Raw genomic sequence first — 14,475 nt, forward strand, 5'->3', positions numbered from 1 at the left:
TTCTAGCAGGGGCGGCGCCAGCATGCCCGTAAACGCGCGAATCGCCTTCGGCCGGGCTAATCGGAGCTGACCGTCCGGCCATCCGAAAATGCGTCGTACAATAGAAAACAACTTATAGGTTGATCAGTGCTTCCCTAGAGCATCTGCAGGAAGCCGACCATCTGCAGCACGCTGCCGGCGAGCACGAACATGTGCCAGATCCCGTGCATGATGCTGCGCTTCTTCCCCCCTATGTAGAAGACGATCCCCACCGTGTAGGCGAGTCCGCCCGCAGCGACCCAAGGGAGCCATGCCGCCCCCACGGTGATCAGGTCATGCCAGGGGATGAAGGCGATGGCCCACCCCATGGCAAGGTAGCTGACGATGCTGCCGATCTTCACCGGTTTGGCGGCCATGTTGACGGCGTTGGCCAGGATCCCCGCCGCCGCGATGCCCCATTCCGCCGCCAGCAGCGGCACGGCGAACGGATAACCCCAGAACGCGATCAGCAGCACGGGGGTGTAGCACCCTGCGATCAGCAGGTAGATGGAGCAGTGGTCGAGCACGCGGAACACGCGCTTCGCGTTTCCCTCGGGAAGGCCGTGGTATAGGGCGCTGATGGCGTAGAGCACGATGAGCGCGGCGCCGTAGACGGCGATGCCGGCGATGACGTTGGGCGCGGGGTCGGGCTGGGCGGCGGCGATCATCCATCCCAAGGCGAAGACGCCCAATGCCACTCCGACTGCGTGGGAGATCGTGTTGAAGCGTTCCTGGCCGAGGGAATAGCTGGGGAGCGTGATGCGGCAAAGCGTTGGGGCGCATTCCACGGGATCAGGTTTGCGGGTGATGGCGTCATCCATGGGATTCTCCTTTCTGTCGCGTTCAGTATATCAATTCGAAAACCATATCATAAGGTTTTTAAAAACCGCTTAGTATATCCACGAATCCTGTTATTGACCTGTCTTCGCGCTTTTCGTAGAATGGCGTGGCAACGAACGGGGGGTGCCTATGGACAACGACGTCGAACGTGCGATCCGAAGCGATCTGGATGCGTTCCACCTGCCGCGTTTCAGGGATGTGCCCGACGTGGGCCTGATGCTGGAGCAGACGGCCCGCTTGGTGAACGGGTATCTGGAGCCCCTGGGGAGCATCCACCTCACCTCGTCGATGATCAGCAACTACGTGAAGCAGGGCATCATCGCCCGGCCCGTGCGGAAACTCTACTACCGCGAGCAGATCGCCAGCCTGATCTTCATCGCGGTGGCTAAAACCGCCCTGCCGCTCGACGACATCAAGCGCATGCTGCTCATCCAACGCGAGGTGTACGAGCCCGCTGCGGCATACGATTGCTTCTGCGCCGAATTCGAGCAGGCTATCCAGCGGATATGCCTGGGCGGGGGCGAGGCCGACGATTCCCATCGGGAGGCTCCGGTGTTGAAGGAGATGCTCGTCCGCCTGGTCAGCACGACCGCGCACCAGATCCACCTGGAAAAATACGTTCGCCTCGCTTTGGGGGAACTCGAATCCGAGCAGGGCTAACGGCGCATCGCGGCGGGGTCGGGTATGGATCGGCGGGATGAAGTGCGGGAGCTGCGGGACCGCATCGCGGCCCGCGCGAGCGAGAAGGCGGCGTTTTCGGGCGCCGTCTACCGCGATGCCCCCATCATCATGACGGCCAACCAGCTGAGATCATTCACACCCGAGCCGATCCGGGCCATGCGCGCGCTGGCGAAGGAGGAGGGGACGCGGCGCCTCTCCATCGCGCAGCGCTTCGTCGCGGAGGCGCGCGTGCTGGCGGATTGCGACGACGAGTTCTCCGGCTTCGCCGACTTCCAATGCTATTTCCCCACCTTCGACGATATGGACAACGATCAGCTGCGCACCTACCTGACATGGCGGGGGCGGGTGCGCCGGGGCGATGTGCGCAAAACGAGCACGTCGTACGCCTATGTGTACCTGTACGAGCTGATCAACCGCGTGCGCGACCAGGATGAGCGCGCCGGATGGGAGGATCTGCGCGCCTTCGGGGAAGCGTATGCTGCGGTTGATCCGAGCATCATGCGGTTCGTGGGCGAATGGGCGGATGATTACGCGGTGTATTACGGCCTGCCCGCGGATATGCTGCGCGTGCTGCCCGAACGCGTGCTGGACGGCGCGCGGGAGGTGCTCCTGCACGCGGACGGGTGCGGCGATGCCGAGCTGTTCGCGGCCCTCGAGGTGCTTTCGGGATATCGGGTGGCCTCGTCGGCGTTCTACGGCGCCCATGCGGAGGATTTCCAATCGGTGGCGGCGCGCTGCTATCGCCGGCTTGCGACCCATTACGAAAAGCTGTCCCGGGGGTATGCCGAGCGGCTGCTGGGCGCGCGCAAAGCCGTTGCGTACCAGCCGTTCGCCCGCGCGGTGTTCTGCGATCCCCTGCGGCGGACGGAGTACTCCTATCGGATCGGACCGCTCGATACGGTGTATTGCCGTGGGGGCGCATGGTCGCGCGTGCGGTACGCCGACGCGAAGAAGACGCGCAGGCAGGTGGGCGATCTGCTGAAGACGATCGACGCCCGCATGCGCCTTATCGGGGGAGACCCGCGGACGCTCGACGCTCCGCTGAAGGCCAAGTTCCTGTTGAAGATCGTCGACGAAGAGGCGCGCGCGGCATTCGAGCGCCGCCGCGATGCCGAGGCGCGGGTGGTCCGTATCGACATGGGCAAGCTGGGCTCCATCCGCGCAGATGCCGACGAGATATCCGACAGGCTGATCGTCGACGAGCCGGAGGATGACGAAACCAACCCGAACATCTGTGCTATAATGCCGGAAAAGGAAGAACAGATGTTCGTCGAAAAGCAGGCGGATCAACAGCGACGGCACGGTCTTTCCGTCGACGAGGCGGCGTTTTTGAAGGTGTTGCTCGCAGGCGGGTCCGTGCGCGATTTCGAGCGGGAGCACCACGCCATGGCGTCGATTCTGGCGGAATCCGTGAACGCGAGGCTCTTCGACGAATTCGACGATATCGTCATCGATGCCGCGGCCGATCCTCCCGCGCTCATCGACGACTATCGGGATGACGTGGAAGGGATGCTGGCGTGAAGAAGGTGCCCCGGCGCATTGCCAATGCCATCGTGAGCTCGTTGAAAGGCGGTGTGGTCCCGCGCATCGGCCTGCCGTACATCGCCGTGGGGCGCAAGGCGGAGCTCGACGCGCTGCTGCGCGATGTGGATATCATCGCCGACGGGGGCGCCGCGTTCCGGTTCATCGTGGGCAAATACGGCAGCGGGAAGAGCTTCCTTCTGCAAACCATCCGCTCGTACGCCATGGACCGCGATTTCGTGGTGGTGGATGCGGACCTTTCCCCCGATCGCAGACTGCACGGCACCGCCGGCCAAGGGCTTGCCACCTACAAGGAGCTCGTGCGCAACATGAGCACCAAGACGCGCCCGGAAGGCGGCGCCCTCACGCTGATCCTCGATCGGTGGATCGCCGGGGTGCAGAATGCGGTGGCGGCGGAGGGCGTCGACTCCGGCACGCCCGCGTTCGCCCGAGCGGTGGAAGCGCGCATCCGCTCCGTGGTGGATTCCCTTTCCGAGATGGTGCACGGGTTCGACTTCTCCCAGCTGCTGGTGGTGTATTACCGCGCGACGGCCGCGGGGGACGATGCCGCGAGGGCGCGCGTGGTGAAATGGTTCCGCGGCGAGTACGCCACCAAGACGGAGGCCCGACGCGATCTGGGCGTCAACATCATCGTCGCCGACGACGACTGGTACGAGTACCTGAAGCTGTTCGCGGTGTTCTTGAAGCAGGCGGGGTACGCCGGCATGCTCGTGCTCATCGACGAGCTGGTGAACGTATACAAGATCCCCAACGCCATCAGCCGCCAGTACAACTACGAGAAGATCCTCGCCATGTACAACGACACGATGCAGGGGAAGGCGCGGTACCTGGGCATCGTCATGGGCGGCACGCCGCAGGCGGTGGAAGACCGGCGCCGGGGCGTGTACAGCTACGAGGCGCTGCGCAGCCGGCTTTCCGAGGGGCGGTTCGCGGGGGAGCGCTACAAGGACATGCTCGCGCCCGTCATACAGCTGGCGCCGCTCACCTACGAGGAGCTGCTGGTGCTGGCCGGCAAGCTGCAGGACATCCACGCCGGGCTGTTCGGCTACGAGCCGCAGCTGTCCGACGAGCAGCTGGCGCGCCTCGTCGCGGGGGAGTTCGAGTGCGTGGGCGCTTCCACGCATATCACCCCGCGCGAGGTCGCGCGCGATTTCATCGAGCTGCTGGACATACTGCACCAGAATCCCGAAGCCACGTTGGAATCGGTCATGGAGGGCGCGGATAAGCTCGATGCCCCCCGCGGCGAAGCGGCCCCGCGCACGGCGGCCGACTTCGCGGAATTCACGCTGTAGGGGCGCGTCGTGGATGCGTTTGCGCGCTATGCGCCCTTCATCCAGGATTTCATATACCGCAACGGCTGGGATTCGCTCCGCGCCGTCCAGATGGCGGCCGCCGATGCGATCTTCAACACGGGGGAGAACGTGCTGCTGGCGGCAAGCACCGCCTCGGGCAAGACGGAGGCGGCGTTCTTCCCCATGCTCACGCTGCTGGAGGAGCGGCCCAGCGCATCGGTCGGCATCGTGTACATCGCACCGCTCAAAGCGCTCATCAATGACCAGTTCGGGCGCCTGAACGTCCTGTGCGAGGATTCGGGCATCCCCGTATGGCGCTGGCACGGCGACGTCTCCAGCTCGCGCAAGGCGAAGCTGCTGAAAAAGCCCGGCGGCATACTGCAGATCACGCCCGAATCGCTGGAGTCGCTGCTTCTCCATAAGCATAGCGCCATCCCGCGCCTGTTCGGCGACGTCCGCTTCGTCGTCATCGACGAGATCCACTCCCTCATGCGGGGCGATCGCGGCGGGCAGACGATGTGCCTGGTGGAACGTCTGGCGCGCACGGCCGGCGTGCAGCCACGCCGCGTGGGGCTTTCCGCCACGGTGGGGAATTTGAAGCTCGCCGGAGACTTCCTCGCGCGGGGCAGCGGGCGCGGGACCGTCGTCCCGCGCATCCAGGAGGGCAACCAGCGCTGGCGGCTTTCCATGGAGCATTTCTACACGAGCGACCGCCAGGCCCCCGACGACGATGTCATCGATATGGCGGTTTCCGCGGACATGACGCTTCCCGAGGAGGCCGACGGCACCCGGTTGCCTAAGGGGCGCACGCCGGGTGCGTCGGGGATAGCGCGGGAGCGTTTCTCAGGATCTGCGGGCCATTCCCCTGCCGGAGGGGCATCCGCCGCGTTTGCCACGGCGGGCGGCCCGGAGATCCCCGAGTCCTTCGGGGGCGTGCATCCAAGAAATGAATTCGGCGAAGGGCACATCGGCGACGGGGCTTCCGGTTCGCCCGCTGAAACGGGTTTGGGCGAGGCTTGCTCGCAGGTGGTCGCCGAAGCGCCGACGGACACGGCGCCCGCGGCGGCGGATCCGGGCATGGGCTGCATCTTCGAGCACACGCGGGGCCGCAAGTGCCTGGTGTTCTCCAACTCGCGCGAGGAGGCCGAGGCGGTCACCACCACGCTGCGCTCGTACTGCGAGGCCGTGCACGAGCCCGACCGGTTCCTCATCCATCATGGCAACCTGTCCAGCAGCTATCGCGAGACGGCGGAGGATATCATGCGGGACGGGGAATCGTCCCTGACCACGGTGACCACCGCCACGCTCGAGCTGGGCATCGACATCGGGCGGCTGGAGCGCGCGTTCCAGATCGACGCGCCCTTCACCGTGTCGGCTTTTTTGCAGCGCATGGGGCGCACGGGCCGGCGCGGCCAGCCGAGCGAGATGTGGTTCGTGATGCGGGAGGACCGCCCCGAGCCGCGCGCGCTGCTGGGCGAGACCATCCCCTGGAAGCTGCTGCAGGGCATCGCGCTGGTCCAGCTGTATCTCGAGGAGCGATGGGTGGAGCCTCCGCGGCCGCATGCGTTGCCCTTCAGCCTGCTGTACCACCAGACCATGGCGACGCTTGCCAGCGGCGGCGAGATGACGCCCGCGGAGCTTGCCGGACGCGTGCTCACGCTGTCGCCGTTCCGCAACGTGTCCGCCGGCGATTACCGCATCCTGCTCCGGCATCTGCTGGAGATCGACCATATCCAGACGACCGACGAGGGCGGGTTGATCGTCGGGCTGGCGGGCGAGCGCGTGGTGAACAGTTTCCGCTTCTACGGCGTGTTCGTGGAAAGCGAAGAATACACCGTGCGATCGGATTCCCAGGAGCTCGGCACCATCGTGCAACCGCCTCCCCTGGGCGAGAAGATCGCCATCGCGGGGCATACCTGGCTGGTGGGGGAGATCGACCACGACCGCAGGGTGGTGTATTGCACGCAGGTGAAGGGGCAGGTTCCGGCCTACTTCGGTGAATGCGCGGGAGATATCCACACGCGCATACTGGAGCGCATGGCGCGGGTGCTGGCGGAGGATGCGCCGTACCCGTACCTCATGCGCAACGCCCAGGCGCGCCTGCGGCAGGCCCGTTCCACGGCCCTCATGGCCGGGCTCGTGCGAAACCCGCTCATCAACCTGGGCGGCGACACCTGGGGCCTGTTCCCCTGGCTGGGCAGCTACGCGTTTTTGGCCCTCGAGCGGTTCCTGAAACGCATATGCGCCTCCGACTTGGGACTGCGAGGCCTCGATTCGTCGCGCCCGTATTTCCTCCAATTCCGCATGGATGCCTCGGCCGGACGATTCTGGCAGGTGCTGGGCGCACGTGCCGCCGCAGGGGTCGATCCTCGGGACCTTCTGTATCCCGGGGAGGTTCCGTATTTCGAGAAGTACGACGGTTTCGTGCCCGCAGAGCTCATCCGCAAGGGATTCGCGCTCGGCGTGCTGGATGCGGAGGGCATGCTCGAGCGGGTGCGCCAGTGGACGGACGCTTCCGCTCCCATCCCGCCTTCCCCCAGGGGGCTTGCGCATGGGGAATAGGATCTACGCGGCCATCGATCTCAAATCGTTCTACGCGTCGGTCGAATGCGTGGAGCGGGGGCTCGACCCGTTGACCACCAACCTCGTGGTCGCGGACAAAAGCCGCACGGACAAGACCATCTGTCTCGCCGTCTCCCCCTCGCTGAAGGCGCAGGGCGTCCCGGGGCGGCCGCGCCTATTCGAGGTCGTCCAGCAGGCGGCCGCCATCAACGCTCAGCGGAGGAGGCATGCGCCCGGCGGTCGGCTCCGCGGGAAATCGTGCGACGAGCGGGAACTGCATGCGAACCCCTCCCTCGCCCTGGACTACATCGCAGCCACGCCGCGCATGGCGCTCTATATCGAGCGGAGCACGCAGATCTACGAGATCTACCTGCGGCACGTCGCCCCGGAGGACGTGCACGTGTACTCCGTCGACGAGGTGTTCATCGACATCACGGGGTATCTGCACGCCAGTGGGCTGAATGCGCGGTCCTTCACGATGATGCTGGTGCGCGAGGTGCTTGACGAGACGGGCATCACGGCCACTGCCGGCATCGGCGAGAACATGTACCTGGCCAAGGTGGCGATGGACATCGTGGCCAAGCACGCGCAGCCGGATGCCATGGGCGTGCGCATGGCGTTCTTGGACGAGATGGGGTATCGGCGCCTACTGTGGACGCACGAACCCCTCACCGATTTCTGGCGGGTGGGCCGAGGCTACACGCGGAAGCTGGCGGAGAACGGGATGCGCACGATGGGGGACATCGCGCGCGCGAGCGTGGCGGATCCCGATGTGCGGCCCAACGAGGAAACGCTCTACCGGCTCTTCGGGGTGAACGCCGAGCTTCTCATCGATCACGCTTGGGGGTGGGAGCCTGCCACCATCGCGGATGTGAAGGCCTACATGCCCCAGGCGAAGAGCATGGGCCAAGGGCAGGTGCTGCAGCGCGCCTACGAGTGCGACGAGGCGCGCCTGGTGGTGCGCGAGATGGCCGATGCGCTTTCATTCGACCTGGTGGGGAAGGGACTCGTGTGCGACCAGGTGGTGCTTTCGGTCGGGTACGACATCGGCAACCTGAAGGACGCGGACCGCGCGGCGGGCTATGGGGGCGAGGTGTCGGTCGATCACTATGGCCGTTCCGTCCCGAAACACGCCCACGGAATGGTGCATCTGGGCGGGTTCACCTCGTCGTCCCGGGCCATTATCCAGGCGGTCCTTTCCGTGTTCGATGCGAAGGTGGACGCGCGCCTGCTTGTCCGCCGCATCAACGTCGCCGCGTGCAACGTGCTGCCCGAGGACGCCGCCCTGCGGCTCGAGGCGTCGGTGGGGGAGCAGATGAGCCTGTTCGATGACGCGGAGGCGCTGGATGCCGCCCGCGCTGACGAGGCCGCCGCGCGGGCACGCGAGAAGCGCATGCAGCAGGCGATCGTGGATCTGCGCAGCCGCTTCGGCAAGAATGCGGTGCTGAAGGGGATGGATTTGAAAGAAGGGGCCACCACCGTGCAGCGGAACAGCCAGATCGGGGGCCATCGGGCATGACCGCGCCGAAGCCTCAGACCCCGTTCGACAAAGCGGCCGCGCTTGAGCGCTACGGGGACATCATCGATATGCCGCATCCCACGTCACGCAAGCATCCGCGCATGTCGCGTGAGAACAGGGCCGCTCAATTCGCCCCCTTCGCTGCGCTGGCAGGGTACGCCGAATCGATCGACCAAGCTGCTCGCGAGAACGCGCGGAAGTGGGAATAGGCTTCGCGGTCGGGTCATCCGACCGGAGATGCGTCTTTATATCGTCTTAAGGCCCATTAAGCGGTAGAATATGCGCAAACGGTGAAACGGCGTGAAAGGACACACTATGCTATGCCCGAACTGCGGATCCGAAAATAAGGAGCAGGCGAAATTCTGTGAGAACTGCGGCGCCCCCCTCGCGGGTGTGGCGGGGCAAGGGCAGACTGCGCAACCCGCCTCGGTCCCCCCGGCTGTAGGGACCGCTTCCGTGGCGGATAGCCCCGAACCTCCCGCTCCCCGGCCCCCCGCGGCTTCCGCTCCGGCGCAGGCCGCTCCCGTTCCGCCCCCGCCCCCGAACGCGGCGGCAACCGAGCAATCGCAGACGGAGGCCAAGACCGCCCCTGCCCAGACACCGCCTCCTCCAGCTCCGGCGAGCCCGATGGGGGATGCGGCCCCGCAGCCGACCTCCTCGCAGACGGTGCCACCCCCTCCGGTTCCGCCCATGCCGCAAACGGCGGCGAGCGCCTCCGCATCCGGCCCCGCAACCCCGCCGCAAGCCGTCAGCAGCGGCAAGGCGGTCGGTGCGCTCGTCTGCGGCATTCTCGCCATCGTCTTCAGCCCGTCCGTCATCTTCGGCATCATCCTCGGTATCGTCGCACTCGTTCTGGCGAGTTCGGCGGGGAAGATCGCGCCCGACGGCAAAAGCAAGGCGGGCAAGGTGTGCGGCATCATCGGCATCATCATCTCCGCCATCATCCTGATCTTCTCGATTGTGACGGGTGTTGCCCTGTTCAAGTACATCGAGGAGAACCCCGAGGTTCTTTCGACATCGTCATCCTCTTCCATAACGATCCCGAGGTCGAGTTCCGAGCCCAGCTTCTCGTCGAATTCCGCATCCACCTCGTCCTCGGCGCAGCCCGGGACGTCGGCGTCGAATGGAACCGCGATGCCGAGCGGCAAGCTCACCGCGCCCACCGTGTATGCCAATAATAAATACGGATGGAGCCTCACCGTCCCCACCGGCTTCGAATTCATCACCGACGACGAGGATAGCGCGATGTTCGCCGATCTCGCGGCCGACATGTGGATCATCGCCATGGCGATAGACAACACATTCGGCCTGACCCTCCAAGACGTTGAGGACGGTTACAAGTCGGAGTATGCCGATGCACAGGTCGAAAGCCATGACGGATATCTCGTGATCAAAGCGAGCGAGGATGACGAGACCGTCGTGTACCTAATCGCCGTAGGCACGGGCTCGATCCAAGAGGTCTACGTGACCTATCCAAAGAAAGCGGACGATGCGGCCAGTTATGCGATCGCGAAGGATATATTGAACTCGTTCCGCGTGGCGGATTTGGCAACGTCGCACAGCTGATTCGCATCTTAAGGCGAATTTGCCCGGATGGCGCGATGGCGGTCGCGCCATCCGGCTTTTCCGTTAGGGAAGGGACATGTGATACGGGGTGAACGATTCGTCTGTCGCGCCTCCCAGCCGCTTCATCGGCAGAGCATCTTGGGCGATCCTCGGCTCGTCGGTGCTGTTGGCGGTGCTCGGCGCGCTTCTCTCGCCCGGCCAGGTTCCCGTGCTCTTCGATGGCAATGGGATCCCCGAACGGTATGGCTCCCCGCTTTTCCTCTTCTCCATGCCGGCGATCATAGGAGCGTGCATGCTCGGATCCGAGTCGGTCATCCGCCGGCTTTCCAGCACCCATCGGAATGTGCCGGCGAGCGCGACCGAACGGAGTCGAACGCCGACCTTCCAGGTGATCGCCTCTATGCTGCATGTCCTTCAAGCCGAGATGGCGACCTTCGCGTTCTACAACGTGGCAATCGTATTGATGCAAAGGGCTCGGAGCCTGCCGGCTGTATTGGTCGTGCTCGTCATCGGCGTCATCGGCACGATCGCCTACTTCGTCAAGGAAGCGGTCCGGATGTAGTCCCTTCCCGTCTTTCGCATGCGATCCAGGGTGAGCGTTCGCCCCTCCGGCAAGCGGGACCCCTCTTGCAAGCGGGGATGGCGGCTCGCGCGCCGCTGCCGTCCGAGCCGATTTGCAGCTTCTGGGGATTCACCGCCTGCCCCTGCAGTCCGCGCGAGGTAAAATGCCCGCTTTTGCGCGGGCGTTGGCGTTCGCAGCTGCCTGTCCCGCCTCTTCTGTCGAGAGTGTCGGGGGGTGGCAACACCCCCCGGGCCCTCGGCTGCAGGGGACTCAGGCCATCCGGAGCGGCCGGCCGGCAACCCTGGAAAGGGCTGTCATCATCCTAGGCCAACAGGCGGGCGCCGCGCTGCGGCCGAGCATCGCTTCGCTCGCTCTGATGGCCGAATTCGACTGTAATGGGGATGCGCCGTCCTCGATGCGCCCGTCTGCCGGCGTCCGGCTCGCCTTTCCGATTGGTCCGCGGTAGGCTGCGCAGCGAATCGGACACGTTCTCCCGATCAAAGGCAGCGGTATCGCGTGAGGCGTCGAGGCGGACAGGAGGGATGCGGGGAAAGAATCGGCGGCGGGACGGATGGCCCTGCCGCCGATTCGATACGGGGAGCTTCTCGACCGTTTACACCTGCGGAACGTATTCGCGCGCCTGGAGCGTCAGCTCGTCGAGAACATCGTCTCCGAGGGCGCGCCGCGCGAAGGGGTACACGACCGTGTTCTCCTTCTCCACATGGCGGCGGATCAGATGCACGTACTCCATGCCCCACGAGATGATCTCGAGCTTCGAATCCGCTTCGGGGTTCTGCTCGAATGCGCTGACTGCGGCGTCGAGATTGCGCACCGCGTTGCGCCCCAGGTCGTGCTCCACCAGCATGCCGTGCTGGATCAGGTTTTCCGCCACCCTGCCCAGGTGCTTCAGCATGTAATCGTACAGCACGTCCTCTTCCTTGCAGTGGTGCGCGGCATCGGAGTACTCTCGAACGAAGCGGATGACCTGCCGGTATTCTTCCGCATCGAATGAACCTTCGACCATGAAAGCAAGGCTCATCTGCTCAAGCCTGTCCGCCTCCTGGAGGATTCGCTCGTGCTCTGCCACCATCGCATCGACGATGCCCATGGCGGATGTGTCGGGCAGATCGGTGAATTGGGAAAGATCGACGGCCGCCATGTCACGCCGCCTTGCTGATGCGATACGAGCCCGCCTCGGGGGACGAGAAGTCAAGGCCGGCACCCTGGCAGAAGCCTTCGAGCCAGGCGGCGCGGATTTGGGCGTATCCGAGTGCTTTATGTGCGTCCAGGTTGACGCTCCAGCTCACAGTCGAGTCGTCGTTATCGCCGAACTTCACGAAGCCATCGCAGGGCATGCCGTCGAGCCATGATTCGTCAAGTGCGTTCCATGCCTGCTGCAGCGTGCCGAACTCCGCCTGCTTGCCAGCGGATGCGCCAACCTCGCGCACGTGCGCGGCAAGATCGGCCATGTGCCCGCTCAGCGGGGCGGTGGCGGCGGCGAGCGCGGATTCGCTGTTGCCCACGAGCGCGTTCAGGCTCGCGTGGATGGACGACAGGTCGATATGGTCGGCAATCTCGCCCTGCAGGCGCGGATGCTCCGCGTCCAGGGCCGCTGCCAGGCCGTCCGTCCAGCTTTCGCCATCGGCATAGGCTGCGATGTCGCGCGCCAAGCTGTCGACGGCGAGCGCCTTGCGGAACATGCGGTAGTGGATGGGTCCCAGGAACGCGCTCATGCTAGTTGCTCCCGTTCAGCTGCGCCAGCACATCGGCGGCATCCATGCCGTGAACCATGCAGGCGTCCGCAAGGGATTCGCTCTGGGATGCCGGGCATCCCACGCAGCCCATGCCGAGCTGCTCAAGCTTGATAACGGCGCTGGGGTCCATGCGGATGATGTCTCCCACCAGCATATTCGAGTTGAATTTCTGATCTGCCATGATGAACTCCTTCGTTCGTTTCGTTTCATCCTGCACTTTACGGGTGACCCAATGACACTTCTGTTGTCATTCCAACAAATACATGGAATTCCGCTAACCTCTCCCCTCAGTACCGAGGTGGCTTGGAAAACGAATCGGAATAGGCTTTTCTTCGCGGGTGGTGTTGATGCGCGCGATCGAGGTGTGCGTCGCGATGTGGCCGTACATGCCTCCTTCGACGGGGGGGTAGTACCCTGCTCGGTGGGCGTGTGCCCAAATTAATTCCTTGCGAGTGTGGAAGCGCATTTACGGAACGACCCTGTGGACCGAGTTATGAGGTCTTGTTGCGGCGAACCGCGAAGAATCCGATTCCGGCGACGTACGCAACCGCACGCTCGCTGGGGTCTCGTTGCATCGAGTTGCGAAGAATCCGATTCCGAATCTTCGGCATTGGGGGCCAACTTTGAGGGTTTCTAGCCTTTAGGGAAGCTGAACGGCGGATTCCGACACTTTCGGGGCCAACTTCGGGGGTTTCCAGCTTTTTCCCTATCTGAGAGAAAAGTCGCCTGGTGCCGATATTGACATATACACCTTTCTGAACTGGGGAGATGGATAGCGGATTGAAGCCGGATTTATCGACGAAGAGAATTTCAGCTTATGGAAAGGTTAGAAACCCTCAAAGTTGGCTCTCGAGGGGCATATTTCGGCAATCCAGCTCATGGAAAAGTTGGAAACCCCTGAAGTTGGCCCATGTGGCTCACGGATCTTCGCAGGCCCCTTCGCGTGCGCTGCGCACGAATCCGTCTGGCGCGTGGAGCGCAAGTGACTCCGAGAGTATCGTCGGGGTGTGAAAAGGGAGTATCGAGCGCGACATTTCGCTGATAGCCTCATCTGCATGGTTGTTGTTCTCTCACATTCATCTGCCGTGAGGTATTGGCGGTATTCGTATCCGTCCGCTTCCTCCTCTCATGATGCGCGAATACCGCGGAAAAGCTATTGTGGTTTGGAAAACGCCTGTTCGAACTTGCGGGACATCCGAGCCTTTCCCGATGCCTGGGAACTGGCTCGATCATCGAAAGTGCATGTTCTTGTTGGAGACGGCGCTCTGTTGCGAAGTTCATCCAAGCACGTGACGCACATGTGCACGACGGATATCCCCAGAGGTGCTTTGCGCTCGCTGGGAAACGGACTCTTCGTTGCCTCACCGGAGTTCTGCTTCTTGCAGATGGCATCGAAATTGAGCTTTTATCGGCTTATCCGTTACGGGCATGAAATATGCGGAAGCTACGCGATGCAGCGTGGGACGCCGCGCGGTTTCATAGAAGCGCGCCCGTTGACTTCCGTGGCAAATACGCAAACGTTTTTAGCTCGCTACCCGGATGCGCACGGACGCGCTCGGGCGATGCATGCGTTACCCTGGGTGGTTGAAAACGCGGCGTCCCCTATGGAAACGGCGGTGGGGATGATTCTCCATCTCCCGATGCGGTATGGGGGTTTCGGTTTGCCACGGCATTCTTTCAACCGAGAAGTGCTTCTTTCGCCAACCGCGCGAAACCTGGCAGGAAGAAAGACATGCCGTCTTGATTTGAGTTGGGAAGGGGTCAAGTACGATCTGGAGTATCTGGGAAAGATCGACCACGAAGGCCAAACATCCATCGAGCGTGATTCCCGGCGAGTCCATGCGCTGGAATACGATGGTTATCAATGCGATTCGATCACTCGCGTTCAGGTGATGGATCCTTTCGATATGGAAGTGATTGCTCGAAAGATTGCACGGGAAATCGGGACGAAAAGACATTGGGAGCGAATGGGGAAGTACAGGGGTCGGCGGATCATGCTGTACAACGATCTGTTTCCTTGGGCCGCTCCGTTCGATACCCGTTTCCGATAACGTTGTGCGAGCTCGATTGGCGCACCCACCGTTTGCATGCTCTGTGCGCAGAATAGCGGATGCAGTTCAACGGTGCGGGCATGCTCGG

At 63.6% G+C, this 14,475-nt stretch carries 13 protein-coding genes and 1 pseudogene; 10 read left to right on the forward strand and 4 right to left on the reverse strand.

Annotated features, from left to right (window positions below; translation table 11 throughout):
• Window positions 1–134 precede the first annotated feature (134 nt).
• On the reverse strand, window positions 135–839 hold the full coding sequence (trhA, locus tag NOV21_RS08900; protein WP_283170693.1) for a PAQR family membrane homeostasis protein TrhA: 705 nt from the start codon (window positions 837–839) through the stop codon (window positions 135–137).
• 148 nt (window positions 840–987) lie between these two features.
• Here trhA and NOV21_RS08905 point away from each other — a divergent pair, with 148 nt between their 5' ends.
• From NOV21_RS08905 to NOV21_RS08940, 9 genes and pseudogenes are all read left to right on the forward strand, one after another.
• Window positions 988–1,518, forward strand: coding sequence for a DUF1836 domain-containing protein (locus NOV21_RS08905; protein ID WP_283170694.1), 531 nt, complete (start codon window positions 988–990; stop codon window positions 1,516–1,518).
• Between the two features lie 24 nt (window positions 1,519–1,542).
• On the forward strand, window positions 1,543–3,060 hold the full coding sequence (locus NOV21_RS08910; protein ID WP_283170695.1) for a TerB N-terminal domain-containing protein: 1,518 nt from the start codon (window positions 1,543–1,545) through the stop codon (window positions 3,058–3,060).
• Window positions 3,057–4,373 carry an ATP-binding protein gene (locus tag NOV21_RS08915; protein WP_283170696.1) on the forward strand — a complete coding sequence of 439 codons (1,317 nt, stop codon included), beginning with the start codon at window positions 3,057–3,059 and terminating at the stop codon, window positions 4,371–4,373. Before NOV21_RS08910 ends, NOV21_RS08915 begins: the two co-directional genes overlap by 4 nt.
• Window positions 4,374–4,382: 9 nt before the next feature.
• Window positions 4,383–6,935, forward strand: coding sequence for a DEAD/DEAH box helicase (locus NOV21_RS08920; RefSeq protein ID WP_283170697.1), 2,553 nt, complete (start codon window positions 4,383–4,385; stop codon window positions 6,933–6,935).
• On the forward strand, window positions 6,925–8,454 hold the full coding sequence (locus tag NOV21_RS08925; protein WP_283170698.1) for a Y-family DNA polymerase: 1,530 nt from the start codon (window positions 6,925–6,927) through the stop codon (window positions 8,452–8,454). Before NOV21_RS08920 ends, NOV21_RS08925 begins: the two co-directional genes overlap by 11 nt.
• Entirely contained in the window at window positions 8,451–8,663 is a 213-nt protein-coding gene (locus NOV21_RS08930) for a hypothetical protein (RefSeq protein WP_283170699.1), read from the forward strand. The genes NOV21_RS08925 and NOV21_RS08930 overlap by 4 nt, the downstream gene beginning before the upstream one ends.
• A gap of 106 nt (window positions 8,664–8,769) precedes the next feature.
• A pseudogene (locus NOV21_RS11385) lies at window positions 8,770–8,835 on the forward strand (zinc-ribbon domain-containing protein); the annotation flags it as partial.
• Window positions 8,836–9,144: 309 nt separating this feature from the next.
• Window positions 9,145–10,020 (forward strand): hypothetical protein, encoded by an 876-nt coding sequence (locus tag NOV21_RS08935; RefSeq protein WP_283170700.1) that lies wholly within the window; start codon window positions 9,145–9,147, stop codon window positions 10,018–10,020.
• An 88-nt stretch (window positions 10,021–10,108) separates the two neighbouring features.
• A complete protein-coding gene (locus NOV21_RS08940) occupies window positions 10,109–10,582 on the forward strand; it encodes a hypothetical protein (protein ID WP_283170701.1) in 474 nt (157 codons plus the stop codon).
• A gap of 613 nt (window positions 10,583–11,195) precedes the next feature.
• Here the strand turns inward: NOV21_RS08940 and NOV21_RS08945 are convergent.
• The 3 genes from NOV21_RS08945 to NOV21_RS08955 are packed head-to-tail and all read right to left on the reverse strand — an operon-like array spanning window position 11,196 to window position 12,517.
• Window positions 11,196–11,741: a hemerythrin domain-containing protein gene (locus NOV21_RS08945; RefSeq protein WP_283170702.1), complete on the reverse strand. Its 546-nt coding sequence runs from the start codon at window positions 11,739–11,741 to the stop codon at window positions 11,196–11,198.
• 1 nt (window position 11,742) lies between these two features.
• Complete coding sequence (locus NOV21_RS08950; protein WP_283170703.1) at window positions 11,743–12,315, reverse strand: hypothetical protein; 573 nt, start codon at window positions 12,313–12,315, stop codon at window positions 11,743–11,745.
• Window position 12,316: 1 nt separating this feature from the next.
• On the reverse strand, window positions 12,317–12,517 hold the full coding sequence (locus NOV21_RS08955) for a DUF1858 domain-containing protein (protein WP_283170704.1): 201 nt from the start codon (window positions 12,515–12,517) through the stop codon (window positions 12,317–12,319).
• A gap of 1,117 nt (window positions 12,518–13,634) precedes the next feature.
• Here NOV21_RS08955 and NOV21_RS08960 point away from each other — a divergent pair.
• A complete protein-coding gene (locus NOV21_RS08960) occupies window positions 13,635–14,387 on the forward strand; it encodes a hypothetical protein (protein ID WP_283170705.1) in 753 nt (250 codons plus the stop codon).
• The last annotated feature ends 88 nt before the right edge of the window (window positions 14,388–14,475 follow it).

The organism is Curtanaerobium respiraculi (assembly GCF_024609215.1).
GTDB lineage: Bacteria > Actinomycetota > Coriobacteriia > Coriobacteriales > Eggerthellaceae > Curtanaerobium > Curtanaerobium respiraculi.

What these genes read in the sequence shown, in the direction of transcription:
- NOV21_RS08945 (WP_283170702.1), bottom strand. Translation starts at nt 11,741, where the DNA reads ATGGCGGCCGTCGATCTTTCCCAATTCACCGATCTGCCCGACACATCC.
- NOV21_RS08955 (WP_283170704.1), bottom strand. Translation starts at nt 12,517, where the DNA reads ATGGCAGATCAGAAATTCAACTCGAATATGCTGGTGGGAGACATCATC.
- NOV21_RS08960 (WP_283170705.1), top strand. Translation starts at nt 13,635, where the DNA reads ATGTGCACGACGGATATCCCCAGAGGTGCTTTGCGCTCGCTGGGAAAC.
- NOV21_RS08925 (WP_283170698.1), top strand. Translation starts at nt 6,925, where the DNA reads ATGGGGAATAGGATCTACGCGGCCATCGATCTCAAATCGTTCTACGCG.
- NOV21_RS08910 (WP_283170695.1), top strand. Translation starts at nt 1,543, where the DNA reads ATGGATCGGCGGGATGAAGTGCGGGAGCTGCGGGACCGCATCGCGGCC.
- trhA (WP_283170693.1), bottom strand. Translation starts at nt 839, where the DNA reads ATGGATGACGCCATCACCCGCAAACCTGATCCCGTGGAATGCGCCCCA.
- NOV21_RS08905 (WP_283170694.1), top strand. Translation starts at nt 988, where the DNA reads ATGGACAACGACGTCGAACGTGCGATCCGAAGCGATCTGGATGCGTTC.
- NOV21_RS08950 (WP_283170703.1), bottom strand. Translation starts at nt 12,315, where the DNA reads ATGAGCGCGTTCCTGGGACCCATCCACTACCGCATGTTCCGCAAGGCG.
- NOV21_RS08935 (WP_283170700.1), top strand. Translation starts at nt 9,145, where the DNA reads ATGCCGCAAACGGCGGCGAGCGCCTCCGCATCCGGCCCCGCAACCCCG.
- NOV21_RS08930 (WP_283170699.1), top strand. Translation starts at nt 8,451, where the DNA reads ATGACCGCGCCGAAGCCTCAGACCCCGTTCGACAAAGCGGCCGCGCTT.